24 protein-coding genes are annotated in these 25,801 nt (G+C 72.5%); 6 read left to right on the top strand and 18 right to left on the bottom strand.

What is annotated here, in order from left to right; all coding sequences use genetic code 11:
- Nucleotides 1-417: 417 nt before the first annotated feature.
- Entirely contained in the window at nt 418-1,194 is a 777-nt protein-coding gene (locus tag ADK86_RS05945) for an AraC family transcriptional regulator (protein ID WP_053695634.1), read from the bottom strand.
- A gap of 178 nt (nt 1,195-1,372) precedes the next feature.
- Between ADK86_RS05945 and ADK86_RS05940 the strand changes: the two genes are divergently transcribed.
- Entirely contained in the window at nt 1,373-2,605 is a 1,233-nt protein-coding gene (locus ADK86_RS05940; RefSeq protein WP_234345729.1) for an MFS transporter, read from the top strand.
- A 105-nt stretch (nt 2,606-2,710) separates the two neighbouring features.
- Here ADK86_RS05940 and ADK86_RS05935 read toward each other — a convergent pair whose 3' ends face one another.
- The 4 genes from ADK86_RS05935 to ADK86_RS05920 form a co-directional block, all read right to left on the bottom strand.
- Nucleotides 2,711-4,030 carry a hemolysin family protein gene (locus tag ADK86_RS05935; protein ID WP_053695632.1) on the bottom strand — a complete coding sequence of 440 codons (1,320 nt, stop codon included), beginning with the start codon at nt 4,028-4,030 and terminating at the stop codon, nt 2,711-2,713.
- A gap of 14 nt (nt 4,031-4,044) precedes the next feature.
- Nucleotides 4,045-4,542 carry an rRNA maturation RNase YbeY gene (gene ybeY / locus ADK86_RS05930; protein WP_003984339.1) on the bottom strand — a complete coding sequence of 166 codons (498 nt, stop codon included), beginning with the start codon at nt 4,540-4,542 and terminating at the stop codon, nt 4,045-4,047.
- Nucleotides 4,543-4,562: 20 nt separating this feature from the next.
- Entirely contained in the window at nt 4,563-5,573 is a 1,011-nt protein-coding gene (locus ADK86_RS05925) for a PhoH family protein (RefSeq protein WP_053695631.1), read from the bottom strand.
- A 159-nt stretch (nt 5,574-5,732) separates the two neighbouring features.
- Entirely contained in the window at nt 5,733-6,947 is a 1,215-nt protein-coding gene (locus tag ADK86_RS05920) for a carbohydrate kinase family protein (protein WP_030376350.1), read from the bottom strand.
- 67 nt (nt 6,948-7,014) lie between these two features.
- Here ADK86_RS05920 and ADK86_RS05915 point away from each other — a divergent pair, with 67 nt between their 5' ends.
- Nucleotides 7,015-8,355 (top strand): 6-phospho-beta-glucosidase, encoded by a 1,341-nt coding sequence (locus ADK86_RS05915; RefSeq protein WP_053695630.1) that lies wholly within the window; start codon nt 7,015-7,017, stop codon nt 8,353-8,355.
- A gap of 6 nt (nt 8,356-8,361) precedes the next feature.
- Here ADK86_RS05915 and ADK86_RS05910 read toward each other — a convergent pair whose 3' ends face one another.
- From ADK86_RS05910 to ADK86_RS05900, 3 genes are all read right to left on the bottom strand, one after another.
- Nucleotides 8,362-9,000 carry an MBL fold metallo-hydrolase gene (locus tag ADK86_RS05910; RefSeq protein WP_053695629.1) on the bottom strand — a complete coding sequence of 213 codons (639 nt, stop codon included), beginning with the start codon at nt 8,998-9,000 and terminating at the stop codon, nt 8,362-8,364.
- Nucleotides 9,000-10,085: an S-(hydroxymethyl)mycothiol dehydrogenase gene (locus tag ADK86_RS05905; RefSeq protein WP_053695628.1), complete on the bottom strand. Its 1,086-nt coding sequence runs from the start codon at nt 10,083-10,085 to the stop codon at nt 9,000-9,002. The genes ADK86_RS05910 and ADK86_RS05905 overlap by 1 nt, the downstream gene beginning before the upstream one ends.
- Before the next feature lie 105 nt (nt 10,086-10,190).
- On the bottom strand, nt 10,191-11,549 hold the full coding sequence (locus tag ADK86_RS05900) for an enolase C-terminal domain-like protein (RefSeq protein WP_234345728.1): 1,359 nt from the start codon (nt 11,547-11,549) through the stop codon (nt 10,191-10,193).
- Nucleotides 11,550-11,717: 168 nt separating this feature from the next.
- Here ADK86_RS05900 and ADK86_RS05895 point away from each other — a divergent pair, with 168 nt between their 5' ends.
- Entirely contained in the window at nt 11,718-12,509 is a 792-nt protein-coding gene (locus tag ADK86_RS05895; protein ID WP_053695627.1) for an HAD family acid phosphatase, read from the top strand.
- A gap of 28 nt (nt 12,510-12,537) precedes the next feature.
- Here ADK86_RS05895 and ADK86_RS05890 read toward each other — a convergent pair whose 3' ends face one another.
- From ADK86_RS05890 to ADK86_RS43685, 3 genes are all read right to left on the bottom strand, one after another.
- Nucleotides 12,538-13,443, bottom strand: coding sequence for a ribonuclease Z (locus ADK86_RS05890; protein ID WP_053695626.1), 906 nt, complete (start codon nt 13,441-13,443; stop codon nt 12,538-12,540).
- Nucleotides 13,444-13,464: 21 nt separating this feature from the next.
- Nucleotides 13,465-13,821, bottom strand: coding sequence for a histidine triad nucleotide-binding protein (locus ADK86_RS05885; protein ID WP_003984328.1), 357 nt, complete (start codon nt 13,819-13,821; stop codon nt 13,465-13,467).
- Nucleotides 13,822-13,946: 125 nt separating this feature from the next.
- On the bottom strand, nt 13,947-14,765 hold the full coding sequence (locus ADK86_RS43685) for a hypothetical protein (protein ID WP_199834363.1): 819 nt from the start codon (nt 14,763-14,765) through the stop codon (nt 13,947-13,949).
- 215 nt (nt 14,766-14,980) lie between these two features.
- Here ADK86_RS43685 and ADK86_RS05875 point away from each other — a divergent pair, with 215 nt between their 5' ends.
- Nucleotides 14,981-15,409, top strand: coding sequence for an OsmC family protein (locus ADK86_RS05875; protein WP_030602069.1), 429 nt, complete (start codon nt 14,981-14,983; stop codon nt 15,407-15,409).
- 103 nt (nt 15,410-15,512) lie between these two features.
- Here the strand turns inward: ADK86_RS05875 and ADK86_RS05870 are convergent, their stop codons facing one another.
- The 4 genes from ADK86_RS05870 to hrcA all read right to left on the bottom strand — a co-directional run bounded on the left by ADK86_RS05870 (nt 15,513) and on the right by hrcA (nt 19,727).
- A complete protein-coding gene (locus ADK86_RS05870; protein ID WP_053695625.1) occupies nt 15,513-16,256 on the bottom strand; it encodes a 16S rRNA (uracil(1498)-N(3))-methyltransferase in 744 nt (247 codons plus the stop codon).
- The gene (locus ADK86_RS05865; protein WP_053695624.1) at nt 16,253-17,410 is read right to left on the bottom strand and encodes a nitronate monooxygenase; all 1,158 of its coding nucleotides are present in this window, start codon (nt 17,408-17,410) and stop codon (nt 16,253-16,255) included. The genes ADK86_RS05870 and ADK86_RS05865 overlap by 4 nt, the downstream gene beginning before the upstream one ends.
- Before the next feature lie 163 nt (nt 17,411-17,573).
- A complete protein-coding gene (gene dnaJ / locus ADK86_RS05860) occupies nt 17,574-18,710 on the bottom strand; it encodes a molecular chaperone DnaJ (RefSeq protein ID WP_030602062.1) in 1,137 nt (378 codons plus the stop codon).
- Nucleotides 18,711-19,727: a heat-inducible transcriptional repressor HrcA gene (gene hrcA / locus ADK86_RS05855; protein WP_003984321.1), complete on the bottom strand. Its 1,017-nt coding sequence runs from the start codon at nt 19,725-19,727 to the stop codon at nt 18,711-18,713.
- Nucleotides 19,728-20,047: 320 nt separating this feature from the next.
- Between hrcA and ADK86_RS05850 the strand changes: the two genes are divergently transcribed.
- Complete coding sequence (locus ADK86_RS05850) at nt 20,048-20,782, top strand: MBL fold metallo-hydrolase (protein WP_053695623.1); 735 nt, start codon at nt 20,048-20,050, stop codon at nt 20,780-20,782.
- 28 nt (nt 20,783-20,810) lie between these two features.
- On the top strand, nt 20,811-21,644 hold the full coding sequence (locus ADK86_RS05845) for a DUF3097 domain-containing protein (RefSeq protein ID WP_053695622.1): 834 nt from the start codon (nt 20,811-20,813) through the stop codon (nt 21,642-21,644).
- On the opposite strand, the gene ADK86_RS05840 is transcribed toward ADK86_RS05845, so the two are convergent.
- The 3 genes from ADK86_RS05840 to ADK86_RS05830 all read right to left on the bottom strand — a co-directional run bounded on the left by ADK86_RS05840 (nt 21,622) and on the right by ADK86_RS05830 (nt 25,550).
- Nucleotides 21,622-22,200 (bottom strand): Uma2 family endonuclease, encoded by a 579-nt coding sequence (locus ADK86_RS05840; protein WP_053695636.1) that lies wholly within the window; start codon nt 22,198-22,200, stop codon nt 21,622-21,624. The genes ADK86_RS05845 and ADK86_RS05840 overlap by 23 nt on opposite strands.
- A gap of 101 nt (nt 22,201-22,301) precedes the next feature.
- A complete protein-coding gene (hemW, locus tag ADK86_RS05835) occupies nt 22,302-23,534 on the bottom strand; it encodes a radical SAM family heme chaperone HemW (RefSeq protein ID WP_053695621.1) in 1,233 nt (410 codons plus the stop codon).
- A 141-nt stretch (nt 23,535-23,675) separates the two neighbouring features.
- Nucleotides 23,676-25,550, bottom strand: a complete 1,875-nt coding sequence (locus ADK86_RS05830; RefSeq protein WP_053695635.1) for an ATP-binding SpoIIE family protein phosphatase — start codon at nt 25,548-25,550, stop codon at nt 23,676-23,678.
- Nucleotides 25,551-25,801: the final 251 nt, after the last annotated feature.

The following is a 25,801-nucleotide window of genomic DNA, read 5'->3' as shown; positions in this document are numbered from 1 at the left end:
CTGTTGAGTTCTCAAGGAACGGACGCTTCCTTCGGTCCCGTTTCACCGGGCCCTCCGGGCGCTTCCCTTCGGTCTTGCGTTTCCGACTCTATCAGATCCGTTTTCCGTTCCGGGCTTCCGGTGAAAGAAGCTACCGGTTCGAATATGGAACCGATTCCCCGTCGGAGGGGGGTTGTTCGCGCCTTCCGGCGTGATCACTACTTTAGCGGCTTTTCCCGGTGACTCATAATCGAGCCGGTGGAACGGAATTCCGGCATGCCGAAATCGGTCCCGTTCGGGAGTCGTGCAGTAGTGATCGCCGCTGTACGGCGCGAGTGGCCGCCGCGGAACCGTTACGGCTTCGTGGCAACTCGGAGGACACTACACGATCCCCCGGCCCGGAAGCACACCGGCCGGGCCGCCACCGCTCCCGTACGCCTACGTGCTCTCGAAGTAGGCCGACGGCGTGGTCCCCAGCGCCCTCCGGAACATGGCGGTGAAGGCGCTGGGGGTGGCGTAACCGAGGCCGGTCGCGACGGAGGTGACCGGTGTGCCCCGCGCGAGCAGGGTGACGGCGTGTACGAGTCTGGCCTGCTGGACCCAGCGGGCCAGGCTCATCCCGGTCGCGGCACCGAACCTGCGGTGCAGGCTGCGCGGGCTGAGGTGGGCATGGGCCGCGGCGGACGCGGTGGTCCAGCGCTCGCCGGGGCTGCGGCGGATTGCCGCGCAGAGGTCCGCGAGCCGGGGGTCGGCCGGTGCGGGCAGGTGCAGCGCCGGTACGGGCCGTGGCGCGAGTTCGAGGAGCAGCAGTTCCATCACCCGGCCGTCGCGGCCCCGCTGGTCGTACTCGACCGGGATGCGGGTGGCCTCGTCGATCAGCTCGCGCAGCAGCGGGGAGACCGAGACGACGGTGGGGTCGGCCGGCAGGTGCCAGGCCGATTGCGGCGTGATGTAGAGCGTGCGCATGGCGACCGCGCCCGCGCAGGTCATCGCGTGGGTGAGGCCGGCGGGCACCCATACGCCGCGGGTGGCGGGGACCGCCCATACGCCGTGCCCGGTGGCGACGGTGATCGCGCCGGTCGTGCCGTAGATCAGCTGGGCGCGGGGGTGATGGTGGTCGGGGATGTGGTGGCCGTCGGGCAGGTCGCGGGCCATCGCGGCGACCGGTCGGGGCACGTTCTGGTAGTCGTCGCGGTGCTCGCTCTTGCCGTACACGACCTTCGCCTCCGCTCGTCTCCCGTACCCAGCCCCGCTCCGTGCGCTGGGCTCCACCGGGCTGGGCTGCCCTTCACCTGCCTGAGCTCTGTCCTCCCCCGCACCTGGCACGTTCTCGACACATCTTGGCGCTACAACACAAGCCTGCCACCACGCGCCCGTCCTAGCGTCGTCTCATGTGATCGAACCTGCTTCCGCTCCTCCGCGCACCGGCCAACCGCACCGCCCCGGCCTGACCCGCCCGATGGCGCTGCTGCTCGCCGCGACCAGTGCTGTCACGGCCGCCAACGTCTATCTGAACCAGCCGCTGCTGGGCGCAGCCGCCGCTTCGTTCGGGGTGGCCCCGGGCGTCCTCGGCGCGGTTCCCACCGCCACCCAGCTCGGCTACGCGGCGGGCATCCTGCTGCTGGTCCCGGCGGGCGACAGCCACGACCGACGGCGGCTGATCCTCGGCCTCGGCACGGCCTCCGCCGTCGCGCTTGCCGCCTGTGCCCTCGCGCCCACCGTCGCCTGGCTGGTGGTGGCCGGCTTCGCGGTCGGTCTGCTCTCGCCCGTACCGCAGCTGGTCGCCCCGCTCGCCGTCGCGCTGGCCGCGGGCGGCGGCGCGGCGAGCCGGGGCCGGGTGGTCGGCACCGTACAGGCCGGTCTGCTGGTCGGAGTGCTGGCCTCGCGTGCGTACTCGGGTGCGCTGGCGGAGCAGGTCGGCTGGCGCGCGGTCTTCGGCTGCTCCTGCGTGCTGACGCTGCTGACCGTGCTCGTCCTGCGCCGGGTCCTGCCCCGCGTCCCGGCGGCGGCCTCCGCCCCGTACCGGACCACGCTCGCCTCCCTGCCGCGGCTGTTCGCCGGCCATCCGCCGGTCCGGCGGATCACCGTCTCCGGGGCGCTGGTGGGGATCGCGTTCGGCGCGTTCTGGACGACGCTGACGTTCCTGCTGGAGCGGCAGTACGGGTACGGGTCCACCGAGATCGGCCTGTTCGGGCTGGTGGCCGCGGCGAGCGCGCTGGCCTCGCCGTACGCGGGACGGCTGGCCGACCGGTTCGGGCGGCGCGGGGCGCTCGCGGCGCTGATCGGCCTGGTGATCGTGGGCTGGCTGCTCCTGCTGCCGGGCGGCGGCGCCCTGGCCTGGCTGCCGGCCGGGGTGATCGTCCTGGACGTCGGGGTCTGGGGCAGTCAGGCCGCGTCGCAGACGTCGCTGTTCGGGCTCGACCCCGCGCTGCACAGCCGCCTCAACACCCTCTACTTCACCCTGCGCTTCCTCGGCATCGCCGTCGGATCGCTGGCGGGGACGGTGGCGTGGTCCGGCGGCGGCTGGCCCGCCGTGGTGGTCACCGGGGCCACCACGGCGCTCGCCGGACTGCTCGTGGCGGTCGCTCCGGACCGGCTGCCGCTCCGGCGCCAGCGCAAGCCCTGATCACCCGCGGCCTCGCCGCCTCCCGGACCTGACCGGCCACGGCCACCTCGCCGCGGCCACTTCACCAAACAGTCAGCCCGGCCAGCCGCGGCCCCGTCACCACCATCAGTCCTGACCGGACTCCGCTTCCCCCTCGCCCCTGACCGGCTCGCAGAGCACCGTGACAATCTTGTTCCGGCGGCCGGCCGGGGCCTCGGCGGTCAGCCGCAGCGCCTTCGGCGACAGCGCGGACGGGTTGTCGCTGAGGTCGATCTCGGCGGTGGCACCCGCGATCGGGACGCGGCCCAGGTGCTTGGCGAGCAGGCCGCCGACCGTCTCCACGTCCTCGTCGTCCAGCTCGGCGAAGCCGTACAGCTCGCCGAGGTCGCCGATGTCCAGCCGGGCGGTGACCCGGTAGCGGCCGTCGCCGAGGTCCTCGACGGGCGGCAGCTCCCGGTCGTACTCGTCGGTGATCTCGCCGACGATCTCCTCCAGGATGTCCTCGATCGTCACGATGCCGGCCGTGCCGCCGTACTCGTCGATGACGACCGCGACGTGGTTGCGGTCCTGCTGCATCTCGCGCAGCAGGTCACCGGCGTTCTTGGTGTCGGGTACGAAGACCGCGGGGCGCATCGCCGTGGAGACCAGCTCCGTCTCGGCGTCCCGGCTGATGTGCACCTTGCGGGCCAGGTCCTTGACGTACACGATGCCGACCACGTCGTCCTCGTTCTCGCCGGTCACCGGGATACGGGAGAAACCGGAGCGCAGCGCGAGGGTCAGCGCCTGGCGGATGGTCTTGAAGCGCTCGACCGAGATCAGGTCCGTACGCGGCACCATCACCTCGCGTACGAGGGTGTCGCCGAGCTGGAAGACGGAGTGCACCATCCGGCGCTCCTCGTCCTCGATCAGCGACTCCTTCTCCGCGAGGTCCACCAGCGAGCGCAGCTCGGCCTCGGAGGCGAAGGGGCCCTGGCGGAAGCCCTTGCCGGGGGTGAGCGCGTTGCCGAGGAGGATCAGCAGCCGCGGGATCGGGCCCATGATCCGGGCCAGCGGCAGCAGGACGTACGCCGCGGCGGTGGCGGTGTTCAGCGGGTGCTGGCGGCCGATCGTACGGGGCGAGACGCCGACCGCGACGTACGAGACCAGCACCATCACCGCGATGGCCACGGTCAGCGCCTGCCAGGTCTCCTCGAAGGAGCGCAGACAGGCGTACGTCACCAGCACGCCGGCCGCCATCTCGCAGCCGACGCGCACCAGCAGCGCCACGTTCAGATAGCGGACGGGGTCGGCGGCGACGGCGGCCAGCTTGGCGCTGCCGCGCCGCCCCGACCGTACGGCCTCCTCGGCCCGGAAGCTGGTCGTACGGGCGAGGCCCGCCTCGGCGCAGGCCGCGAGCCAGGCGACGACGACGAGGAGGACCGCGACCGCGATCAGCTGGGTGGTCACCGGAGCACCCGCCGTCAGGTGACGGTCGGGGCCGGCGAGGGCCCGGTCAGCCCGCGCTCGGCGCGCCAGCCGTCGATGATCGCCGCCTGGAGGCCGAACATCTCGGCCTTCTCCGAGGGCTCCTCGTGGTCGTACCCGAGCAGATGCAGCACGCCGTGCACGGTCAGCAGCTGGAGCTCCTCGTCCATGCTGTGCCGGGTCGGCGCCTCCTCGCCCTGCTTCTTGGCGACCTCCGGGCACAGCACAATGTCACCGAGGAGCCCCTGCGGGGGCTCCTCGTCGTCCTTGGCCGGCGGACGCAGCTCGTCCATCGGGAAGGACATGACATCGGTCGGACCGGGGAGGTCCATCCACTGGAGGTGGAGCTGTTCCATGGCGTCGGCGTCCACGACGATGACCGACAGCTCGGAGAGCGGGTGGATACGCATCCGGGCCACGGCGTAACGGGCGACGTCCAGGATCGCCTGCTCGTCGATGTCCGTACCGGACTCGTTGTTGACGTCGATCGACATGAAGTGCTGCTTCTCGTTTCTCAGGTTCGCCGGCCGTTTTGGCTGTCGTACTTCTCGTACGCGTCGACAATACGGCCGACCAGCTTGTGCCGGACGACATCCTGGCTGGTGAGACGCGAGAAATGCACGTCGTCCAGCCCCTCCAGAATCTCCTGCACCTGCTTGAGCCCGCTCTTCGTGCCGCCCGGCAGGTCGATCTGCGTGATGTCACCCGTGATCACGATCTTCGAATCGAAGCCGAGCCGGGTGAGGAACATCTTCATCTGCTCGGGGTTCGTGTTCTGGGCCTCGTCGAGGATGATGAAGGCGTCATTCAACGTACGACCACGCATGTATGCAAGCGGCGCCACCTCAATGGTCCCCGCCGCCATCAGCCGCGGAATCGAGTCCGGGTCGAGCATGTCGTGGAGGGCGTCGTACAGCGGGCGGAGGTACGGGTCGATCTTTTCGTAGAGGGTGCCGGGGAGGAAGCCGAGGCGTTCGCCGGCCTCTACGGCGGGGCGGGTCAGGATGATGCGGTTGACCTGCTTGGACTGGAGGGCCTGTACCGCCTTGGCCATGGCGAGGTAGGTCTTGCCGGTGCCGGCGGGGCCGATGCCGAAGACGACCGTGTGCTGGTCGATGGCGTCGACGTAGCGCTTCTGGTTGAGGGTCTTCGGGCGGATGGTGCGGCCGCGGTTGGACAGGATGTTCTGGGTGAGCACCTCGGCGGGGGTCTCGCTCGACGCGCCCTCGCCGTCCGCCGCTGAGCGCAGCATGGCGATGGAGCGCTCCACCGCGTCCTCCGTCATCGGCTGGCCGGTGCGCAGGACGAGCATCATCTCGTCGAAGAGGCGCTGGATGAGGGCCACTTCCGCGGGGTCGCCGGTTGCCCGGATCTCGTTGCCCCGTACGTGGATGTCGGTGGCCGGGAAGGCGTTCTCGATGACCCGCAGCAGGGCGTCTCCGGACCCCAGGACCGTCACCATCGGATGCTTGGCGGGGACGGTGAACTGGGCGTGCGCCTGCGGTCGTGTAGGTGTCTGAGTCATGGGCCGGCTCTGTGGCCTGCTCATCCCCCATTCGTTGCGCCGCGGACTGCTGCCCCGCGGCTCGGCTCCTTGGGATACCAAGGGTACGACGGTGCACTGACAAGCCCGAAGCCTTTTCCGGCGTTCCCCTGTTCCCATGTTCCCCGCGTGACGGACCGCTCACGCGGGGCGGCGGAATCCGATGGTCGGGAGCGCGCGGGCGAGCGGCCAGCTGCGGGCGGCGGTGGGCAGCAGCGCGTCCAGGAAGGCGTAGCGGCGGCGGAGCGCGGCGGCGTCCTGCACGTCGCAGGCGCGCGCCGGGCCGCCGTCCGGTGTCCGTCCGTACGCCCCCGCGGCGGTCACCCGCTGCCACCATGCCGCGATCTCCACCCAGCCCGGCGCGGACAGCGAGCCGCCGAATTCCTGTACGGAGAGGGCGGCGGTGAGTCCGGCGAAGGCGAGGCGGTCGGCCAGCGGCCAGCCGGCCAGCGAGCCGGTGACGAAGCCCGCCACGAACACGTCGCCGGCGCCGGTGGGGTCCATCGCCTCGACCGCGATGGCGGGCACCTCGGCGGTCTCGCCGGTGCGCCCGTCGACCGCGTACGCGCCCTCGGCGCCCAGGGTGACCACGGCGACCGGCACCAGGTCGGCCAGCTTGCGGGCGGCGGCGCGCGGGCAGTCCAGGCGGGTGTAGCGCATCGCCTCCTCCGCGTTGGGCAGGAATGCCTCGCAGTGCTCCAGTTCGGCGAGGTCGGCCGGGTCCCAGCGGCCGGTGTCGTCCCAGCCGACGTCGGCGAAGATCCGGCTGCCGCGGCGGGCGGCGCAGCCGAGCCAGCCCTCGGGGCTGCCGGGGGTCAGCGAGGCGACACAGGCCCGGGACGGCGGCGGGCAGCCCGGTGCGTGCTTGCCGTCGAAGGCGGTGCGGGCGGGTCCGCTGGGCGCCTCGTGGCCGTGCGAGACCATCGTGCGCTCGCCCTCGTACGCCATGGAGACGGTGACCGGCGAGTGCCAGCCGGCGACGGTGCGGGACATCGACAGGTCGACGTGCTCGCCGCGCTCCAGCGCCTCCCAGCAGTACTCGCCGTACATGTCGTCGCCGAAGGCCGCGGCGAGCGAGGTGCGCAGGCCCAGGCGGGCGAGCGCGGTGGCCATGTTGGCGACGCCGCCGGGGCTGGAGCCCATGCCGCGGGCCCAGGACTCCGTGCCGCGTACGGGGGCCGAGTCCAGGCCGGTGAAGATGATGTCCAGGAAGACCGTGCCGGTGAGGTAGACGTCGGTGGCCGGGTCGCCGTCGGCGCGTACGGGGGCGAGCGGGTCGAGCGCGGGCGCGGGGCCCGGCGGGACGTGGCCGCCCGTTCCGTTTCCGGGGGTCCGCTGGACATCGTGTGCGCTCACCGTGCCTGCCCCTCTCTTGTGTGCGCGTGCCGTCAGTGTGCCCGATGCTTACGGTACGTTCCGGCCCATGAGGCTCACGATTTTGGGCGGCGGGGGTTTCCGGGTACCGCTCGTGCACCGCGCGCTCCTGGACGATCCCGCGCAGGCCGTCTCCGAGGTCACGCTGTACGACACCGACGCGCGGCGGGTGGCCGTGATCGCCTCCGTGCTGGCCCGGCAGGCGGAGCGGCGGAGCGGGCCGGGGAGGCCGTCTCCCGTCCGCGTACGGATCGCCGATTCGCTGGACGACGCGCTGCGCGGCACCGACTTCGTGTTCTCCGCGATCCGGGTCGGCGGCACTGCGGGCCGGATCGCGGACGAGCGGATTCCGCTGGACGCGGGGGTGCTGGGGCAGGAGACGGTGGGCGCGGGCGGTGTGCTGTACGGGCTGCGCACGGTGCCCGTGGCGCTGCGGATCGCCGAGCGGGTGGCGGCGCTGGCGCCGGACGCCTGGGTCGTGAACTTCACCAATCCGGCCGGGACGGTGACCGAGGCGATGTCCCAGGTGCTGGGCGAGCGGGTGATCGGGATCTGTGACTCGCCGGTGGGGCTGGTGCGGCGGGCGGCGCGGGCCGCGGGCGCCGATCCGGACCGGGTGACGTACGACTACGTCGGCCTCAACCACCTGGGCTGGCTGCGTTCCCTGACCGGCGAGGACGGTACGGATCTGCTGGGCGGCCTGCTGGCCGATCCCGACGCGCTCACCTCCTTCGAGGAGGGCAAGCTCTTCGGCGCGGAGTGGCTGCGGGCGCTGGGCTCGATCCCCAACGAATACCTGCACTACTACTACTTCCGCCGCGAGACGCTCTCCTCTCTGGTGAACACCGAGGAGACGCGCGGGGAGTTCCTGGACCAGCAGCAGGGCGGCTTCTTCGAGGCGGCGTCCGGCGCCTCTCCCGAGGAGGCGTACGCACTGTGGGAGCGGACCCGGCTGGAGCGCGAGGAGACGTACATGGCGCACAGCCGGGAGGCGACCGGCGGCTGGCAGCGCGACACCTGTGATCTGGAGGGCGGCGGTTACGACCAGGTGGCGCTGGCGGTCATGCGCGCCATCGCGGGCGACCGGCACGCGCGCCTGATCCTGAACGTACGCAACGGCACGACCGTGCCGCAGCTCGCGCCCGAGGCGATCATCGAGACGGTGTGCGAGGTGGACGCGCGGGGCGCCCGGCCGCTGCCGTGCACCCCCCTGCGCGAGGACCAGCTGGGGCTGATGCTCCAGCTCAAGGCCGTGGAGCTGGCGACCGTCGAGGCGGCGGAGTTCAAGGACCGGGACGCGGCGCTGCGCGCGATGGCGCTGCATCCGCTGGTGGACTCACCGGCCGTGGCCGCCCGCATTCTGGAGCGGGCGGCCACCACCGGCATCTGAAAGTCCTCAGTGCCCGCGCTTGATCCACTCGTCCAGGTGCGGTGCCTCCGCGCCGATCGTCGTGCCGTCGCCGTGTCCGGTACGGACCTCGGTCCGCGGGGGCAGCGTCAGCAGCCGCTCCCGGATCGAGTCGACGATGGTCGGGAAGTCGGAGAAGGAGCGGCCGGTGGCGCCGGGGCCGCCCTGGAAGAGGGTGTCGCCGGTGAAGACCGTGCCGTGCTCGCCCAGCTCCGGCGCGTACAGGCAGACCGCGCCCGGGGCGTGGCCGGGGGTGTGCAGCACGGTCAGGTCGACGCCCCCGATGGTCAGCACCTGGCCGTCGGCCAGCGACTCGTCGGGCGCCCGGTCCGGGTGGGTCTGCTTCCACAGCGGCAGGTCGTCCGGGTGCAGGTGGATCATCGCGCCGGTGCGGTTGGCGAGCGCGGGGGCGGCGTCGATGTGGTCGTTGTGGGCGTGGGTGCAGATGATCGCGCGCAGCGTCCGGCCGTCCAGGGCCGCGTGGATCGCGTCGGCGTCGTGCGCGGCGTCGATGACGACCGCCTCGATGTCGTCCCCGACGATCCACACGTTGTTGTCCACGTCCCACGTACCGCCGTCGAGCGAGAACGTGCCGGAGGTGACGAGGTGGTCGATGCGGGCCGCCATCAGAGCGTCACCACCGAACGCAGCACGTCACCGTGGTGCATCCGCTCGAACGCCTGCTCCACGTCCTCGATGCCGATCGTCTCGGTCACGAAGCCGGCCAGGTCGATACGGCCCTGCTGGTGCAGGTCGACCAGCATCGGGAAGTCGCGGGACGGCAGGCAGTCGCCGTACCAGGACGACTTCAGCGCGCCGCCGCGGCCGAACACGTCCAGCAGCGGCAGCTCCAGCTTCATCTCCGGCGTCGGCACGCCGACCAGCACGACCGTGCCGGCCAGGTCGCGGGCGTAGAACGCCTGCCGGTACGTCTCGGGGCGCCCCACCGCGTCGATCACCACATCGGCGCCGAAGCCGTCGGTCAGCTCGCGGATCGCCTCGACCGGGTCGGCGGCGCGGGAGTTGACGGTGTGGGTGGCGCCCATCGTCTTGGCCATGGAGAGCTTGCGGTCCGCCACGTCCACGGCGATGATCCGGGACGCGCCGGCCAGCCGCGCGCCGACGATCGCCGCGTCGCCCACGCCGCCGCAGCCGATCACCGCGACGGAGTCGCCGCGGCCCACCGCGCCGGTGTTGATGGCCGCGCCGATGCCGGCCATCACGCCGCAGCCGAGCAGTCCGGCCACCGCCGGGGACATCTCCGGGTCGACCTTGGTGCACTGCCCGGCCGCGACCAGCGTCTTGTCCGCGAAGGCACCGATGCCGAGCGCGGGCGTCAGCTCCGTGCCGTCCTTGAGCGTCATCTTCTGGCGGGCGTTGTGGGTGTCGAAGCAGTACTGCGGGCGGCCGCGTTTGCAGGCCCGGCACTTGCCGCACACCGCGCGCCAGTTGAGGATCACGAAGTCGCCGGGCTCCACGTCGGTGACGCCCGCGCCCACGGCCTCCACGATGCCGGCCGCCTCATGCCCCAGCAGGAACGGGAAGTCGTCGTTGATCCCGCCCTGCTTGTAGTGGAGGTCGGTGTGGCAGACCCCGCACGCCTGCACCTTCACCACGGCTTCGCCCGGCCCGGGGTCCGGCACCAGGATCGTCTCCAGCCGCACCGGCTCGTTCTTCCCCGGCGCGATGACGCCACGCACTTCCTGTGCCATCGGTACAGCTCCCTCCAAAGATCACGTACGGGATGAATACGGTACGCGCCCCGGGTGCCGGGAGCGCCGGCCCGTCAGCGGCCGGGACGCACGGCTCGGCACCGTTCACCACCGTGGCACCGGGGGCACCACCCACCCCGGATCGGCCGCCCGCATCGCCGCCGCGTCGTCGCGGTCGCGCAGGGTGCCGTCGTCGGCGAGCCAGCGTGCGTGGAGGGCCGCGAGGCGGTCGCGGTCGAGGGTGACGCCGAGGCCGGGCGTGTCGGGCACCGGGAGGCGGCCGTCCCGGAAGGTGAGGCGTTCGGTGAGCACGTCCTCCGTCTGCCAGGGGTAGTGGGTGTCGCAGGCGTACGCGAGGCCGGGCACGGTCGCGGCGACGTGGGTCATGGCGGCGAGGCTGATGCCGAGGTGGGTGTTGGAGTGCATGGACAGGGCGACGCCGAAGGCGCGGCAGACGGCGGCCAGTTCACGGGTGTTGCGCAGGCCGCCCCAGTAGTGGTGGTCGGCGAGGACGACCTGGACGGCGTCGCGGGTGAAGGCTTCGCGGATCTCGGGGAAGGTGGTGACGCACATGTTCGTGGCCAGCGGGAGGTCCGTACGGGACGCGACCTCGGCCATGTGGGCGGTGGTGCTGGTGGGGTCCTCCAAGTATTCGAGGACATCGCCGAGTTCGCGGGCGACGTGGAGGGACGTGGGGACGCTCCAGGCGCCGTTCGGGTCGAGGCGCAGGGGGTGGCCGGGGAAGGCGGCGGCCAGGGCCCGGATCGCGGCGATCTCCTGTGCGGGCTCGAAGACGCCGCCCTTGAGCTTGAAGGAGCGGAAGCCGTAGGTGTCGCGGAAGCGGCGGGCCTGGGTGACGATGCCGGGCGGGTCGAGGGCCGCGCCCCAGTCGTCGGGCTCGCCACGGCCGCCGGGGTGGGCGGCCCAGCGGTAGAAGAGGTACGCGCTGTACTCGACGTGGTCGCGGACCTTGCCGCCGAGCAGGGCGTGCACGGGCAGCCCGGCGTGCCGGCCCCACGCGTCCAGGCAGGCCACCTCGAAGCCGGAGAGGACGGACAGGCGCAGCTTGTCGGCGGTGCGCACGCCGCGCAGACCGCCCGCGGTGACATCGTCGGCGCCGGTGGCCGCCGGGGAGTCGCCGCAGACCTCGGCCGCGAGCAGCGGCAGCGTGTTCAGCTCCGTGACCTGACGGCCGATCAGCGCGTCGGCCAGGGGCCGGGCGAGATCGAGGTACGCGGTGTCGCCGTAGGTCTCGCCGAGGCCGGTCGCACCGCCCGCCGTGGTCACTTCGATGATCAGGCGGGGGGTGTGGGGCTGGTGGACGCCCTGGACGTTGAGCAGGGGCGGGTCGGCGACGAGGATCGGGGTGAGGTGGACGGCGGTGATGGCGGTGGCCGGCGGGGCGCCGGCCGGCTGGGGAGGAGGCGTGGGCTGCGTTTCCGTACGTAGACGGTGTCCATCCATGGGGACGGAGCGTAAGGAGGCGGATGGGCAGCGTCAACGGCGCCGGCGGGCCCGGCGACCACCGCGAACCGGACAGCCTTTGCCAACCGTTGAATCTTCGCGCGTAGATGACCGCGTAAAGGCTCTGTTAAACCTAGGTGGCCCCCACCGTTCACCTAGGAGCAGCACATGCGCCACCCCCTCCTCTCCCGCCGTCGTGTCCGCTTCGGCGCCGCGGCCGTCACGGCGGTCGTCGCCGGTACCGCGGCGTTCGGCGTCGGCCAGGCCACCGCCGAACACTCCATACCGCGTACGGACAGGGAGGTCCCGAACCTCACCCAGGTACAGGACAAGATCAAGGCGTACTACGGCGACACGGTGACCGCGGACGGGCAGCACTACGCCTCGCCCCGCAGCAACTACGCCAAGCAGGTGCGCGGCATCACCGACTCGGCCCGCACGTACCTGGCCAAGGCCGCCGGGAAGAAGCACCACGGCAAGCCCGCCATCGTCCTGGACATGGACGACACGACGCTGCTGACGTACAACTACGAGCTCCAGGTCGGCTTCCACCACACCGAGGCGGCCCAGGACGCGTACCTGGCGAGCACCGACATGGCGCCCGTCTTCGGCATGGACCGGCTCGTCAACTGGGCGCGCGGCAAGGGGTACGAGGTCTTCTTCGTCACCGGCCGCAAGGAGGCGCAGCGCGAATGGAGCGTGCGCAACCTGAAGAACGTCGGCTACAAGGTGCCGCTGGATCGCACCCACGTCTACCTGAAGGACAAGAAGAACCCGCCGGCCTACCTGCCGTGCGGCGCCAACTGCACCACGGTCCAGTTCAAGTCGGGCACCCGCAAGCACATCGAGGCGCAGGGCTACGACATCGTCGCCAACTTCGGCGACCAGTACAGCGACCTGAACGGCGGCTACGGCGACAAGACGTTCAAGCTGCCGAACCCGATGTACTTCCTGCCCTGATCCGCCGGACGGCGAACGCGTCCCGCCCTCAGGTGCGCTTGGGGACCGGGACGCGCATCAGGTCGCGGGCGATGGTCAGCTCCCCTTCGAAGCCCGCGGCCCGCGCCTGGCGCTCGAACTCCGACGGGTCCGAGTAGCGCTGCGAGAAGTGCGTGAGGACCAGGTGGCGCACGCCCGCGTCGGCGGCGACGCGCGCCGCCTGGCCCGCCGTCAGGTGGCCGTGCTCCGTGGCCAGCCGTACGTCCTCGTCCAGGAACGTGGACTCGATGACGAGCAGGTCCGAGCCCTCGGCGAGCGCGTGCACCCCGTCGCACAGCCGGGTGTCCATGACGAAGGCGAAGCGCTGGCCGCGCCGGATCTCGCTGACCTCGTCGAGGGTGACGCCGTTCAGCGCGCCCTCCCGCTGGAGCCGGCCGACGTCCGGTCCGGCGATGCCGTGCGCGGCGAGCTTCTCCGGCAGCATCCGGCGCCCGTCCGGCTCGACCAGTCGGTAGCCGTACGCCTCGACCGGGTGGGACAGCTTGCGCGCCTCCAGGGTGTACGAGGGGGTGCCGGCCAGTATCCCGTCGGCCGCCACCGGCTCCTCGGCCAGCCGCACCGTCTCCCGGTAGGCGGTGGCGTACCGCAGCCGGTCGAAGAAGCGCCGGCCGCTCGCCGGGAAGTGCGCGGTGACCGGGTGCGGCACCCGGTCCAGATTGATGCGCTGGATGACCCCGGCGAGCCCGAGCGAGTGGTCGCCGTGGAAGTGGGTGACGCAGAGCCGGTTGATGTCGTGCGCGGCGACCCCGGCACGCAGCATCTGCCGCTGGGTGCCCTCGCCGGGGTCGAAGAGGATGCCTTCGCCGTCCCAGCGCAGCAGATAGCCGTTGTGGTTGCGGTGCCGGGTGGGCACCTGGCTGGCGGTGCCGAGGACGACGAATTCGCGTACGGACAAGGCGCTCGGGCTCCCGCTCCGTCAGACCAGGCGCTGGAGGTCGCGGCCGCCCAGGACGTGCGCGTGGGCGTGGAAGACCGTCTGGCCCGCGCCGGGGCCGGTGTTGAAGATGATGCGGTAGCCCGTCCCGTCGACCTTCTCGTCGGCGGCCACGGCGGCGGCCTCGCTCAGCACCTCGCCGGCGATGCGCGGCTCGGCGGCGGCCAGCTCACCGGCGTTGGCGTAGTGCACCTTGGGGATGACCAGCACGTGCGTCGGCGCCTGCGGGCTGATGTCCCGGAAGGCGACGGTCGTCTCGGTCTCCCGCACGATCGTCGCGGGCACCTCGCCGGCCACGATCTTGCAGAACAGGCAGTCGGCCTGCGGTTCTCCCGCCACCGGTGGGCTCCTCCCGGGTTGCCATCACGTCTTAGGGTCCGGATGTTACCGGGCCGCCCGCGGGAGGTGGTGCGGCGGCCGGGCCGGTGGCGGGAGGAGCCCGGGGCGGCGCGCCGGACGGGTGGTCAGTGGTCGGCGGCCCAGGTCGGCTTCTGGCCGTCCTTTCCGTCGTGGCCGTTGCCGTTCTGGCCGTCGTGGTTGCCGTCGTCGTTCTGGTTGCCCTGGTCGTCGTGGTTGCCGTTGTCGTGGCCGTTGCCGTTCTGGTTGCCCTGGCCGTCGTGGTCGTGCGAGTCGTCCGAACAGGTGTCGCTGGGCGACGGGTCCGGGTCGGGTTCCGGGTTCGACGGCTGCGCCGTGACCGTGACCGTGACGGGCGGGGTGTACGGCGGCTCGTGCGACGTGTGGCCGCTGCTGGGCGGCTGGACGGTGTGGGTGACGGTCGGCCGCGGGGTGCCGGTCGGCTCGTCCGCGTCGCAGTTGCCGAGCACGCCCACCTGGAAGACGACCTGCCCCGCGACCCGCGCGGTCAGCCGGCCGCGTACGCAGCGGCCGTCGACCTCGGAGGTGACCCGGCCGGTGATGGTGATCTTGCTGTGGTGGGCGGTCTGGCCCTGGCAGTCGACGGTGACGACGGTGTGGCGGCTCGCCGTGGCCGTGGCGTTGGCGGTGCTCTGCTGGTCGCGCGGAACGGTCGCCGTACAGCTCAGCCAGCTGACGTTCACGCCGATGCGCTTGAGCGCCGCGGTCCCCGCCTGGTCGGTGGTGTAGGCGATCGACGAGGTGTTCAGCCCGCCGGCCGGCTCGCACGCGGACACCGCGACGACCGCCGCGCCCGCGGCGCCCACCACCGCGAGCAGCCTGCCGCGCCGGGCCGATCCGGCCCGGGACCTGCCGGTCCGCGCGAGCCGCGGCCGTACGTGCGGTACGTCTCGTAAGCGCCCCATGGACCCCATGTCCGGCAGCGTCCCACCACCGCCCCCGGACCAACAGTCCCGGCTCGGCCAGTGTGCGCCGCCGCCCGTACGGACCGCGTACCGTCCGGTCCCTCCCCGTACGGACCGCCGCGTTCCGCCTGTCCGGGTCCCGCCGTACGCCGGGCCGGAATCACTAAGCTGATCCACACAGACCGCCAACCGCCCACGACCAGGAGTCATCCACCATGGCAACCACCCGCACCGCGCAGACCCACTGGGAAGGCAACCTCATGGAGGGCAAGGGCAGCGTCGCCCTGTCGTCCTCCAACGTCGGCACCTTCGACGTGAACTGGCCGGCCCGCGCCGAGCAGCCGAACGGCGTCACCAGCCCCGAGGAGCTGATCGCGGCGGCCCACTCGTCCTGCTACTCGATGGCCTTCTCGCACGGCCTGGCCGGCAAGGGCTACACCGTCGCGGCCCTGGACACCAAGGCCGATGTGACGTTCCAGCCGGGCGAGGGCATCACCGGCATCGTGCTGACGGTCAAGGCCAGCGTGCCGGGTCTGTCCGAGGAGGACTTCCGGGCCGCGGCCGAGGACGCCAAGAAGAACTGCCCGGTGAGCCAGGCGCTGGCCGGCGTCAAGAACATCACCCTCAACGCCGAGCTGGTCTGATCCGGCAGGCGACACCACGGGGGCGGGGCCGCGGCATCACGCATGCCGCGGCCCCGCCCTTCAGCTATTACGGGCACGCCGCCGCCCGTCTCCTGACGCTACGTCAGCTCCAGCGCCCCGTACGGCCCAGCAGCAGCGCCGTGGCCGCCGTACCCGCCGTGGACGTCCGCAGCACGCTCCACCCGAGCCGGTACGCCTTGGCCCCCGCCTCCTCGAACGCCGCCAACTCCTCCGGCGACACGCCGCCTTCGGGGCCGACGACGAGCACGATCCGGCCGGACGACGGCAGTTCGGCGGACGCCAGCGGGGCGCTGCCCGCGTCCCGGTCCTCGTGCAGGACGGCGGCGAAATCCGCCTCCGCGAGCAGCGCCGCGACCTGCTTGGTCGACATCAGGTCGGTGACCTCGGGAAAGCGCAGCCGGCGCGCCTGCTTGCCCGCCTCGCGCGCCGTGTTGCGCCACTTGGCCAGGGACTTCGCGGCCCGCTCGCCCTTCCACTGGGTGATGCACCGGGACGCGGCCCACGGGACGACGGCATCCACGCCGGTCTCCGTCATGGTCTCCACGGCCAGCTCGCCGCGGTCCCCCTTGGGCAGCGCCTGTACGACGGTGATCAGCGGCACCGGCTCCGGCTCGGCCTGCTCACCGGTCACCTCCACGACCAGCCGGTCCTTGCCCTCGGCGGCCCGCACCACGCCCACCGCGCCGCTGCCGCGCCCGTCCGTCAGCACCACGGGCTCGCCCGCGCGCAGCCGGCGCACGGAGACCGCGTGCCGGCCCTCGGGCCCGTCCAGCACGGTCTCCCCCGGGCCCGGGACACTGTCGACAAGAAAAACCGGCGCCGTCACAGCGCACCTCCCAGTTCACCCGTGACACCCGGACCGGCCTGCTGGTCCGGGTGTGCCGCCGGACCGGAGCCCTGTCCGGCGCCGAGGCCCAGCCCGGCGCGCGCCGCGTCCAGTTCCGCCATCAGCACTTCGACCAGCTGCCCGGCCGGCAGCTGCCGCGCCAGCCGGTGCCCCTGCCCCGCCCACAGCGCCATGCCCTGCGCGTCGCCCGTCTTCGCGGCGGCCTTGCGCAGCCCCGAGGTCAGGTGGTGTACGGCCGGGTAGGCGGCCGGGGCGTACGGGCCGTGCTCGCGCAGGAAGCGGTTCACCAGGCCGCGGGCCGGGCGCCCGGAGAAGGCCCGGGTCAACTCCGTACGGGTGAACAGGGGGTTGGTCATCGCCTGCTTGTGCAGCGCGTGCGCGCCCGACTCCGGGGTGACCAGGAAGGCCGTACCGAGCTGCGCCATCGCCGCGCCCGCCGCCAGCGCCGCGGCGATCTGCGAGCCGCGCATCAGGCCGCCCGCCGCGATGATCGGTATCTGCACGGCCTCGCGCACCTGCGCGATCAGCGACAGCAGCCCGATCCCGGAGCCGGTGCCGTCGGCCTGCGGGTCGTCCCGGTGGGTGCCCTGGTGGCCGCCCGCCTCGATGCCCTGCACACAGACCGCGTCGGCGCCGGACCACTGCGCGGCCTGCGCCTCGGCCGCGGTGGTGGCGGTCACGATCGTGTACGTACCGACCTTGGCGAAGGCGTCGAGCACCGCGCGCGAGGGACAGCCGAAGTGGAACGAGACGACCGGCACCGGGTCCTCGCGCAGGATGGCGAGCTTGGCCTCGTACCCGTCGTCGACGCCGCCGTACGGGTCGATCTCGTCCAGCGGGGTCTCGTACCAGGCCGACTCGCCCGCGAGCTGCTCGCGGTAGACCTCGACGGCCGCGTTCTCGGCGAGCGAGGGCTGCGGCATGAAGAGGTTCACGCCGAAGGGCCGGTCGGTCAGCCCGCGCAGCTGTTTGATCTCCTGGTACATGCCGTCCGCGGTCTTGTACCCGGCGGCCAGGAAGCCGAGCCCGCCTGCTCCGCAGACGGCGGCGGCCAGCTCCGGGCGGGCCACCCCGCCCGCCATCGGGGCCTGCGCGATCGGATAACGGCAGAGATCGGTCAGCGCTGTGGGCATGCGCACATCGTGTCACGCCACACGCCCGGCCCCGAACCGGGTCCGTCCACACCAAGATCAAACACGCCTGGCGATCGGGGCACTTCGGGCGCGGACGGAGAACGGCGGCCGGGCATGGAGCCCGACCGCCGTCGCTTCGTTCCGTCCAGCCGTCCGTACGGACCTACCGCCCGTTGAACGCATCCTTCAACCGCGAGAACAACCCTTGCTGCCCCGGCTGGAACTGTCCCTGCGGGCGTTCCTCGTTGCGGAGCTTGGCGAGGCGGCGCAGCAGTTCCTCCTGCTCCGCGTCGAGCTTGTTCGGCGTGATGACCTCGACGTGCACGATGAGGTCACCGCGGCCGTTGCCGCGCAGGTGGGTGACGCCGCGGCCGTGCAGCGGGATCGACTGGCCGGACTGGGTGCCGGGCCGGATGTCGATCTCCTCCACGCCGTCCAGCGTCTCCAGCGGGCACTTCGTGCCGAGCGCCGCCGCCGTCATCGGGATCGTGACCGTGCAGTGCAGGTCGTCGCCGCGCCGCTGGAACGTCGGGTGCGACAGCTCGTGGATCTCGACGTACAGGTCGCCGGCCGGGCCGCCGCCGGGGCCGACCTCGCCCTCGCCCGCGAGCTGGATGCGCGTGCCGTTGTCCACACCGGCCGGAATCTTGACCGTGAGGGTACGGCGCGAGCGGATGCGGCCGTCGCCGGCGCACTCGGGGCACGGGGTCGGCACGACCGTACCGAAGCCCTGGCACTGCGGGCACGGCCGGGAGGTCATGACCTGGCCCAGGAAGGACCGGGTGACCTGGGAGACCTCGCCGCGGCCGCGGCACATGTCACAGGTCTGCGCCGAGGTGCCGGGCGCGGCGCCCTCGCCCGAACAGGTCGTGCAGACGACGGCGGTGTCCACCTGGATGTCCTTGGTGGTGCCGAAGGCCGCCTCGTCCAGCTCGACGTCCAGCCGGATCATCGCGTCCTGGCCGCGCCGCGTGCGGGACCGCGGTCCGCGCTGCGAGGCGGTGCCGAAGAACGCGTCCATGATGTCGGAGAAGTTGCCGAAGCCCGCGCCGAAGCCGCCGGCCCCGCCGCCGCCACCCGCCTGCGAGAGGGGGTCGCCGCCGAGGTCGTAGACCTGCTTCTTCTGCGGGTCCGAGAGCACCTCGTAAGCGGCGTTGATCTCCTTGAACCGCTCCTGGGTCTTCGGGTCGGGGTTCACATCCGGGTGCAGCTCGCGCGCCAGCCGCCGGAAAGCCTTCTTGATCTCGTCCTGCGAGGCGTCGCGCCGTACGCCGAGGACCGCGTAATAGTCCGTGGCCACTTACGACTCCGCGAGGATCTGTCCGACGTAACGTGCCACTGCGCGTACCGCTCCCATCGTTCCGGGGTAGTCCATGCGGGTCGGTCCGACCACGCCGAGTTTGGCGACTGCCTCGTCGCCCGAACCGTAGCCGACCGCGACGACCGATGTGGACGTCAGGCCCTCATGGGCATTCTCATGCCCGATGCGTACGGTCATGCCGGAGTCCTTGGCCTCCCCGAGCAGTTTGAGGAGCACCACCTGCTCCTCCAGAGCCTCCAGCACCGGCCGGATGGTCAGTGGGAAATCGTGCCCGAAGCGCGTGAGATTGGCGGTGCCGCCGATCATCAGCCGCTCTTCGGTCTCCTCCACCAAAGTCTCCAGCAACACCGACAGAACTGTCGAGACCGTCCCCCGGTCCTCCTGCTCGAAGGACTCCGGGAGATCCTGCACGAGCTGCGGCACGTCCGTGAACCGCCGGCCCACCACGCGGCTGTTCAGCCGCGCCCGCAGGTCCGCCAAGGAGGTCTCGCCGAACGGCGCCGGACAGTCCACCATGCGCTGCTCGACCCGGCCGGTGTCCGTGATCAGGACCAGCATCAGCCGCGCCGGGGCCATCGACAGCAGCTCCACATGGCGCACCGTGGACCGGGTCAGGGAGGGGTACTGCACGACGGCGACCTGCCGCGTGAGCTGCGCCAGCAGCCGTACCGTGCGCCCCACCACGTCGTCGAGGTCGACGGCGCCGTCCAGGAAGTTCTGGATGGCGCGCCGCTCGGGGCTGGAAAGCGGCTTGACGCCCGCCAGCTTGTCGACGAAGAGGCGGTAGCCCTTGTCCGTGGGGATGCGTCCGGCGCTGGTGTGCGGCTGGGCGATGAAGCCCTCGTCCTCCAGCGCCGCCATGTCGTTGCGGACCGTGGCGGGTGAGACACCGAGCTTGTGCCGCTGGGTCAGCGCCTTGGAGCCGACCGGCTCCTCGGTCCCGACATAGTCCTGGACGATGGCGCGCAGCACTTCGAGTCTGCGTTCACTGAGCATCGCGCACACCTCCAGTCCGGCCGTGTCACCGGCGCGGGGCCGGTTTCTTCCCGGGTCGTCTTCCCTGGCACTCATCAGGTCCGAGTGCCAGACCCGGACCAAGTGTACGGCCGGGTCACGTGGGCAGGGCAAGGGCCGCGGTACCGGGGGCGTGCTCGGCACGGCCGCGGCGGCGCATCGCGGCGTACGGGAGGCGGACCCCGCGTACGTACGGGAGGCCGGGAACCACCGGTCCGGCGGGCCACCGTATCGCGGCCCGGAAGGCGCGGGTCCGACGGTCCGGCGGGCGGAGGTCCGCCCCCGGCGGCTAGCGTCCCGGTATGCGTACGACGTGGGAAGAAGCCGGGTGGGAAGAGCTCGGCGCGGGAGTCGGGCGGCGCCGGATGCCCGGCTGGGACGAGACGGTCGGCGCCGTCGTCGGCGCCACCGGCGTGCTGATCGTCGACACCGGCGCGACGCTCCGGGACGGCGCCCGGCTGCGCCGCGAACTGCGCGGCATCGCGGGCCGTGACGTGACGCACGTCGCGCTGACCCACCCGCACTTCGATCACGTGCTGGGCGCCGCGGCCTTCGCGGGCGTCCAGGTCTTCGGTGCGGCGGGCCTCGACACGTATCTGCCGCGCGCCCAGGAAGAGCTGCGGCGCGACGCGGTGTCGTACGGCGTGGACCCCGACGCCGCCGCCGAGGCCGCCGACCTCCTCGTCCGCCCGCACCACCTCGTCTCCGGCGAACGCACCCTCGACCTCGGCGGCCGGCAGGTGCTGCTCGCCAACGTCGGCCCCGGGCACACCGCCCACGACCTGGTGGTCCTCGTCCCCGGCACGCACGGCTCGCCCGAGGTCGTCTTCTGCGGCGACCTGGTCGAGGAGTCCGGCGAACCCCAGGCCGGGCCGGACGCGGTTCCCGGGCAGTGGCCCGCCGCGCTGGACCGGCTGCTGGCGCTCGGCGGGGAGGACGCGGTGTACGTACCCGGGCACGGTGCTGTCGTGGATGCCCGATTCGTCCGTGAGCAACGTGACGCGCTCAGCCGTCGCTTCGGCGTGTCGCGACGCTGACCGGCCATCCCTTCTTATCGTCTGTCGGATGCGCAGCAGACAGTACGGCCCGGACCTGACCCCGCCGTGGAAGAAGCAGCAGCCGGCCCCCGAGGTCGCGGCGGAGCCGGACCTGGTGGTCGAGGAGGCCGTGACCGGGTTCTGCGGCGCGGTGATCCGCTGCGAGAAGACCGCCGAGGGCCCCACGGTCACCCTCGAAGACCGCTTCGGCAAGCACCGGGTCTTCCCGATGACGCCGCGCGGCTTCCTGCTGGACGGCAAGCCCGTCACCCTCGTACGGCCGTCGGCCCGGCCCGCCGCGCGCGGCCCCGCCCGTACGGCGTCGGGTTCGCTGGCCGTCCCCGGCGCCCGCGCACGGGTCGCCCGCGCCGGGCGCATCTACGTGGAGGGACGCCACGACGCCGAACTGGTCGAACGCGTCTGGGGCGACGACCTGCGCATCGAGGGCGTCGTCGTCGAATACCTGGAAGGCATCGACGACCTCCCCGCCATCGTCCACTCCTTCTCCCCCGGCCCCGACGCCCGCCTCGGCGTCCTGGTCGACCACCTCGTCCCCGGCTCGAAGGAATCCCGCATCGCCGCCTCGGTCACCGACCAGCACGTCCTGGTCGTCGGCCACCCGTACATCGACGTCTGGGAAGCCGTGAAACCGTCCTCGGTCGGCATTCCCGCCTGGCCGGCCGTCCCCCGTGGCCAGGACTGGAAGACAGGCGTGTGCCGGGCCCTGCGCTGGCCGGAGAACACGGGCGCCGCGTGGCAGCGCATCCTCGGCTCGGTCCACTCCTACAAGGACCTGGAACCGGCGCTGCTGGGGCGGGTGGAGGAGCTGATCGACTTTGTTACGGGTGGGAGTGGGGCCTGACGTCGGTGAACGTCTGGAACTCGGTGGTGTCCAGCTTTATGCCGAGCAGGTCCAGGGGTACGGGGTCGCCGAACTTGGTGATGCGTTGGGCGGTGTAGTCGGCTTTCTCGCCGGTGCCGATGGGGTCGGTGAGGAGGACGCACTGGGCCATGATGGGGTCGATGATCAGGTAGGCGGGAACTTTCCCTGCCGCATAGACGAAGCGCTTGATGGCGTAGTCACGCTCGACGCTGGTCTTGGAGACGACCTCGACGAGCAGCGTGACAACCTCGGACGGGACAAGCCGCCCGGACGCCGGTCGGGCAGCTTGCTCCAGCACCGTGAGATCGGGGACCGGCTCACTGTTCTCGCTGAGGATGTCGACATCCTGCATCTGAAGGCGCAGCCAATCCTGCCGCGGGATCTGGTCCATCACGCTCGTCACGATGCAGTTATGCACCAGACCTGGGCTCGCCATCATGACAATTTCCCCCCGGAGGAGCTCGACCTTGAGGCCGTCGGGAACATCAAGGTTCTCGAAGAGCTCTGGCATCCGGCGTTCATCCACAGCGGTCATCTCCATGGCCTCCGTTTTCTGTCGCCGCGTGTACGGCGTCAGACTATGGACCAGGGTAGGCGGAACGGCGCGGCCAATGCGCGGTTCACCCGAGTGAGTGATCAGTCCACCAGATCCCGCACCACCGCATCCGCCAGCAGCCGCCCCCGCAGGGTCAGTACGGCCCGCCCCGCCTCGTACGGGCCGGGCTCCAGGAGGCCATCGGTCAGGGCGCGGGCGGCGGCCTTCGCGCCGGCCGGGGCGAGGATGTCCAGGGGGCAGCCGGCCGCGAGGCGCAGTTCCAGGAGGATGCGTTCGACGCGGCGGTCCTCGGCCGAGAGGAGTTCGCGGCCCGCGCCGGGGGACCGGCCCTCGCCGAGGGCCTGGGCGTAGGCGCCGGGGTGCTTCACGTTCCACCAGCGGACGCCGCCGACGTGGCTGTGCGCGCCGGGGCCCGCGCCCCACCAGTCGGCGCCGGTCCAGTACAGCTCGTTGTGGCGGCAGCGGGCCGCCTCGGAGGTGGCCCAGTTGGAGACCTCGTACCAGTGGAAGCCCGCGCCGGACAGGGCCTCCTCCGTGATCAGGTAGCGGTCGGCGTGCACGTCGTCGTCGGTCATCGGGACCTCGCCGCGCCGGATGCGGCGGGCCAGCTGGGTGCCCTCCTCGACGATCAGCGCGTACGCGGAGACGTGGTCGGGCGCCGCGCCGAGCGCGGCGTCGAGCGTGGCCCGCCAGTCGTCGTCCGACTCGCCGGGCGTCCCGTAGATCAGGTCGAGGTTGACGTGCTCGAAGCCCGCCGCGCGCGCCTCGGCGACGCACGCTTCCGGGCGGCCGGGCGTGTGCGTACGGTCGAGGATCTTCAGGACGTGCTGCCGGGCGCTCTGCATGCCGAAGGAGACCCGGTTGAAACCGGCTTCCCGCAGTTCGGCCAGGTAGCGCGGGTCGACGGACTCCGGGTTGGCCTCGGTGGTGATCTCCGCGCCGTCCGCCAGGCCGAACTCGTCGCGGATCGCGGCGAGCATCCGGCCCAGGTCGGCGGCCGGAAGCAGGGTCGGCGTGCCGCCGCCGACGAAGACCGTCTCGACCGGCCGCGGGTCGTCGCCCAGCACCTTGCGGGCGAGCCGGATCTCCTCGGCGACCGTGTCCGCGTAGTTCTCCCGCGAGGCGAGCGCGCCGCCCGAGCCGCGCAGCTCGGTGGCCGTGTACGTGTTGAAGTCGCAGTAGCCGCAGCGCGTCGCGCAGTACGGCACGTGCAGGTAGAACCCGAGCGGCCGGGTGCTCGCGCCGGCCAGGGCGTGACCGGGCAGCGCCCCGTCCTCGGGCATGGGCTCACCATCGGGGAGTGCGGAAGGCATGCCTTCCATTGTCCGGCATACGGCGGGGAGCCTGGCGGGAGCTGCCAGGAGGCCGGGGCGGGCCCGGTGGCCGCGCCCCGGCGGGCCGCTGCTGCCGCTACGTCCCTCCCGTCGCTGCCGTACCTCCCGCCGCTTCCTCCCCTACCGCCGCTCCGTCGCCTGGAGCACCAGCAGCGCAAGATCGTCGTCCGGCGGGGTGGTGGCGAATTCGTGGACCGCCCGCCGGATGTGCTCGGCGACGGCGGTGGCGCCCAGGCCCGTACAGGCGGTGAGGTGGCCGGCCAGGCCGTCATCGTCGTCGAACAGCCGGTGGCCGCAGCGCCGCTCGGTCACGCCGTCCGTGACGCACAGCAGCGTCTCGCCGGGCGCCAGGTCGAAGGACTCGGATTCGTACGATGTGTCCTCCACCACCCCGAGCAGCATCTGCGGCGCCGCGGCGACCCGTACGCCGCCGCCCGTGCCGAGGACCAGCGGCAGCGGGTGCCCGGCGCTGGCGAGGGTGCAGCGGGCGCCCGCCGTGCCGTCGGCGTGCGGCACGATCTCGCCGTACAGGAGGGAGAGGAAACGCGTCTGCTCGGCCTCGGCGCGCAGTTCGACGGCGGCGTCCGGGCCGGGGCCCGCCGCCGCGACCGCCGCGGCGACGGCAGCCACCGAGTCCGCGGCCTCACGGGCCATCGTCTTGTTGAGCCGGTCCAGCACCTCGCCGACGCCGTACCCGTCGCGGGCCAGCAGCCGCAGGACGGGCCGGGCGAGGCCGGTGACCGCGGCGGCCTCCGGGCCGCTGCCGCACACGTCGCCGAGGGCGAAGCACCAGCGCCCGTCCCCGGCGTCGAACAGGTCCCAGAAGTCGCCGCCGGCCCAGGCGCCCTCGCGCGGTTCGTACACGACGGAGGACTCCAGGCCCGGGACGGTGGGCCGGCCCCGCGGCAGCAGGCGGCGCTGCAGCACCTGGCTGATCCGCTCCTGGTTGCGGTACGCGCGGGCGGTGGCGACGGCGCGGGCCACCCGGCGGGTCAGATCTTCTATCAGGCCCACGACCTCGTCGGGGAAGCGCATCAGCCCGGCGCGGCCGATCAGCAGCGCGCCCTGGTCGCGGCCGCCGGCCAGCAGCCGGCAGGCCAGCGCGGCGCCGCCCGGCCCGTACCCGCTCGGCTCCTGCGGCCAGGGCCAGGGCACCGCGGCCCCGGCACCGTCGCGCTGCGGACCGGGTACGGGCAGCACCAGCGGTTCCTTCTCCAGGGCCATACGGAGCGCGTCGATGCGGCCCTCGCTGGAGTGCCAGACGCGGGCGAGCCGCGGCGGCGCGCCCGAACTGTCCCGGCTGCCGCCGTCGTACAGCCACACCGCGCACCAGTCGGCGAGCCGCGGTACGACCAGTTGCGCGGCCAGCAGCGCCACCTGCTCCTCGTCGAGCTGCCCGGACAGCAGGTCGGACGCCTCGGCAAGGAAGGACAGGGCGCCGTGGTTGATCCAGTCGGCGTCGGAGCGCCGCGCCGGGGACCGGCGGACGGGCGCGGGGGCCAGCAGTTCGGCGGCCCGCAGGTCGCGCTGGAGGTCCGGGTCGTCGTGGGAGAAGCGGGCCGGCGGGCCGTACGCGCGGCCGTGCGCCCCGGCCAGGAGCCGGAACCACACGGTCTTCAGGTCGCGCCGGTACGTGATGCCCCAGGAGTCGGCGACCGCGCCGACCAGTTGCAGGCCGTGGCCCCTGGTCTCGTCGACGGTGGACGCCTGGCGCGCCCGTACGGCACGGGCCGGGTGGTGGTCGGACACCTCCACGACGACCACGGCGCGCCCGCCGTCCGGCGTCGGCTCGCTCTCCAGGCGGCACAGCAGCTCGACGGTGGTCCCGGCGTGCACGACGACGTTCGTGACCAGCTCGCTGACCAGCAGGACCGCTTCGTCGGCGAGGCGGTCGCCGATGGTGTCGGCGCCGGGCAGCGACCGGACGAGCCAGTCGGCCAGTACGGCGCGGACGAACTGGCGGGCCGCGGCGGCGGCCCGCGGATTGCCGGGCAGGCTCGACCGGCGGACGCTGTCCCGGGCGTCACAGCGGTCACGCCAGCCACGCCGGACCCGGCCGCCGCGTCCCTCACGCGCGCCCTGACCCCCGCGTTGATCACGGCTGGCCGGCCCGCGCCGCTCCCGACGCGGCCCACCGGCCGGCGGCGCGGCCGGCGGATCGGGCGCATCCGGGAGGGCGGTGGAGACGGAGGCGGGGGTGGGGTCGGGGTCGGGGTTTATGGAGGTGGGGCCGGGGGTTTCGGGAG

Source organism: Streptomyces sp. NRRL F-5755, from assembly GCF_001279365.1.
GTDB classification, from domain to species: Bacteria; Actinomycetota; Actinomycetes; order Streptomycetales; family Streptomycetaceae; genus Streptomyces; species Streptomyces rimosus.
Note: the sequence above shows the minus strand (reverse complement) of the source record. Positions and strands in the feature narration are given on the sequence as shown.

What these genes read in the sequence shown, in the direction of transcription:
- ADK86_RS05910 (WP_053695629.1), bottom strand. Translation starts at nt 9,000, where the DNA reads ATGGCGGCCCGCATCGACCACCTCGTCACCTCCGGCACGTTCTCGCTC.
- ADK86_RS05915 (WP_053695630.1), top strand. Translation starts at nt 7,015, where the DNA reads ATGAGGCTCACGATTTTGGGCGGCGGGGGTTTCCGGGTACCGCTCGTG.
- hrcA (WP_003984321.1), bottom strand. Translation starts at nt 19,727, where the DNA reads ATGCTCAGTGAACGCAGACTCGAAGTGCTGCGCGCCATCGTCCAGGAC.
- ADK86_RS05895 (WP_053695627.1), top strand. Translation starts at nt 11,718, where the DNA reads ATGCGCCACCCCCTCCTCTCCCGCCGTCGTGTCCGCTTCGGCGCCGCG.
- ADK86_RS05865 (WP_053695624.1), bottom strand. Translation starts at nt 17,410, where the DNA reads ATGCCCACAGCGCTGACCGATCTCTGCCGTTATCCGATCGCGCAGGCC.
- ADK86_RS05850 (WP_053695623.1), top strand. Translation starts at nt 20,048, where the DNA reads ATGCGTACGACGTGGGAAGAAGCCGGGTGGGAAGAGCTCGGCGCGGGA.
- ybeY (WP_003984339.1), bottom strand. Translation starts at nt 4,542, where the DNA reads ATGTCGATCGACGTCAACAACGAGTCCGGTACGGACATCGACGAGCAG.
- ADK86_RS43685 (WP_199834363.1), bottom strand. Translation starts at nt 14,765, where the DNA reads ATGGGGCGCTTACGAGACGTACCGCACGTACGGCCGCGGCTCGCGCGG.
- ADK86_RS05925 (WP_053695631.1), bottom strand. Translation starts at nt 5,573, where the DNA reads ATGACTCAGACACCTACACGACCGCAGGCGCACGCCCAGTTCACCGTC.
- ADK86_RS05845 (WP_053695622.1), top strand. Translation starts at nt 20,811, where the DNA reads ATGCGCAGCAGACAGTACGGCCCGGACCTGACCCCGCCGTGGAAGAAG.
- hemW (WP_053695621.1), bottom strand. Translation starts at nt 23,534, where the DNA reads ATGCCTTCCGCACTCCCCGATGGTGAGCCCATGCCCGAGGACGGGGCG.
- ADK86_RS05900 (WP_234345728.1), bottom strand. Translation starts at nt 11,549, where the DNA reads ATGGATGGACACCGTCTACGTACGGAAACGCAGCCCACGCCTCCTCCC.
- ADK86_RS05840 (WP_053695636.1), bottom strand. Translation starts at nt 22,200, where the DNA reads ATGACCGCTGTGGATGAACGCCGGATGCCAGAGCTCTTCGAGAACCTT.
- ADK86_RS05875 (WP_030602069.1), top strand. Translation starts at nt 14,981, where the DNA reads ATGGCAACCACCCGCACCGCGCAGACCCACTGGGAAGGCAACCTCATG.
- ADK86_RS05905 (WP_053695628.1), bottom strand. Translation starts at nt 10,085, where the DNA reads ATGGCACAGGAAGTGCGTGGCGTCATCGCGCCGGGGAAGAACGAGCCG.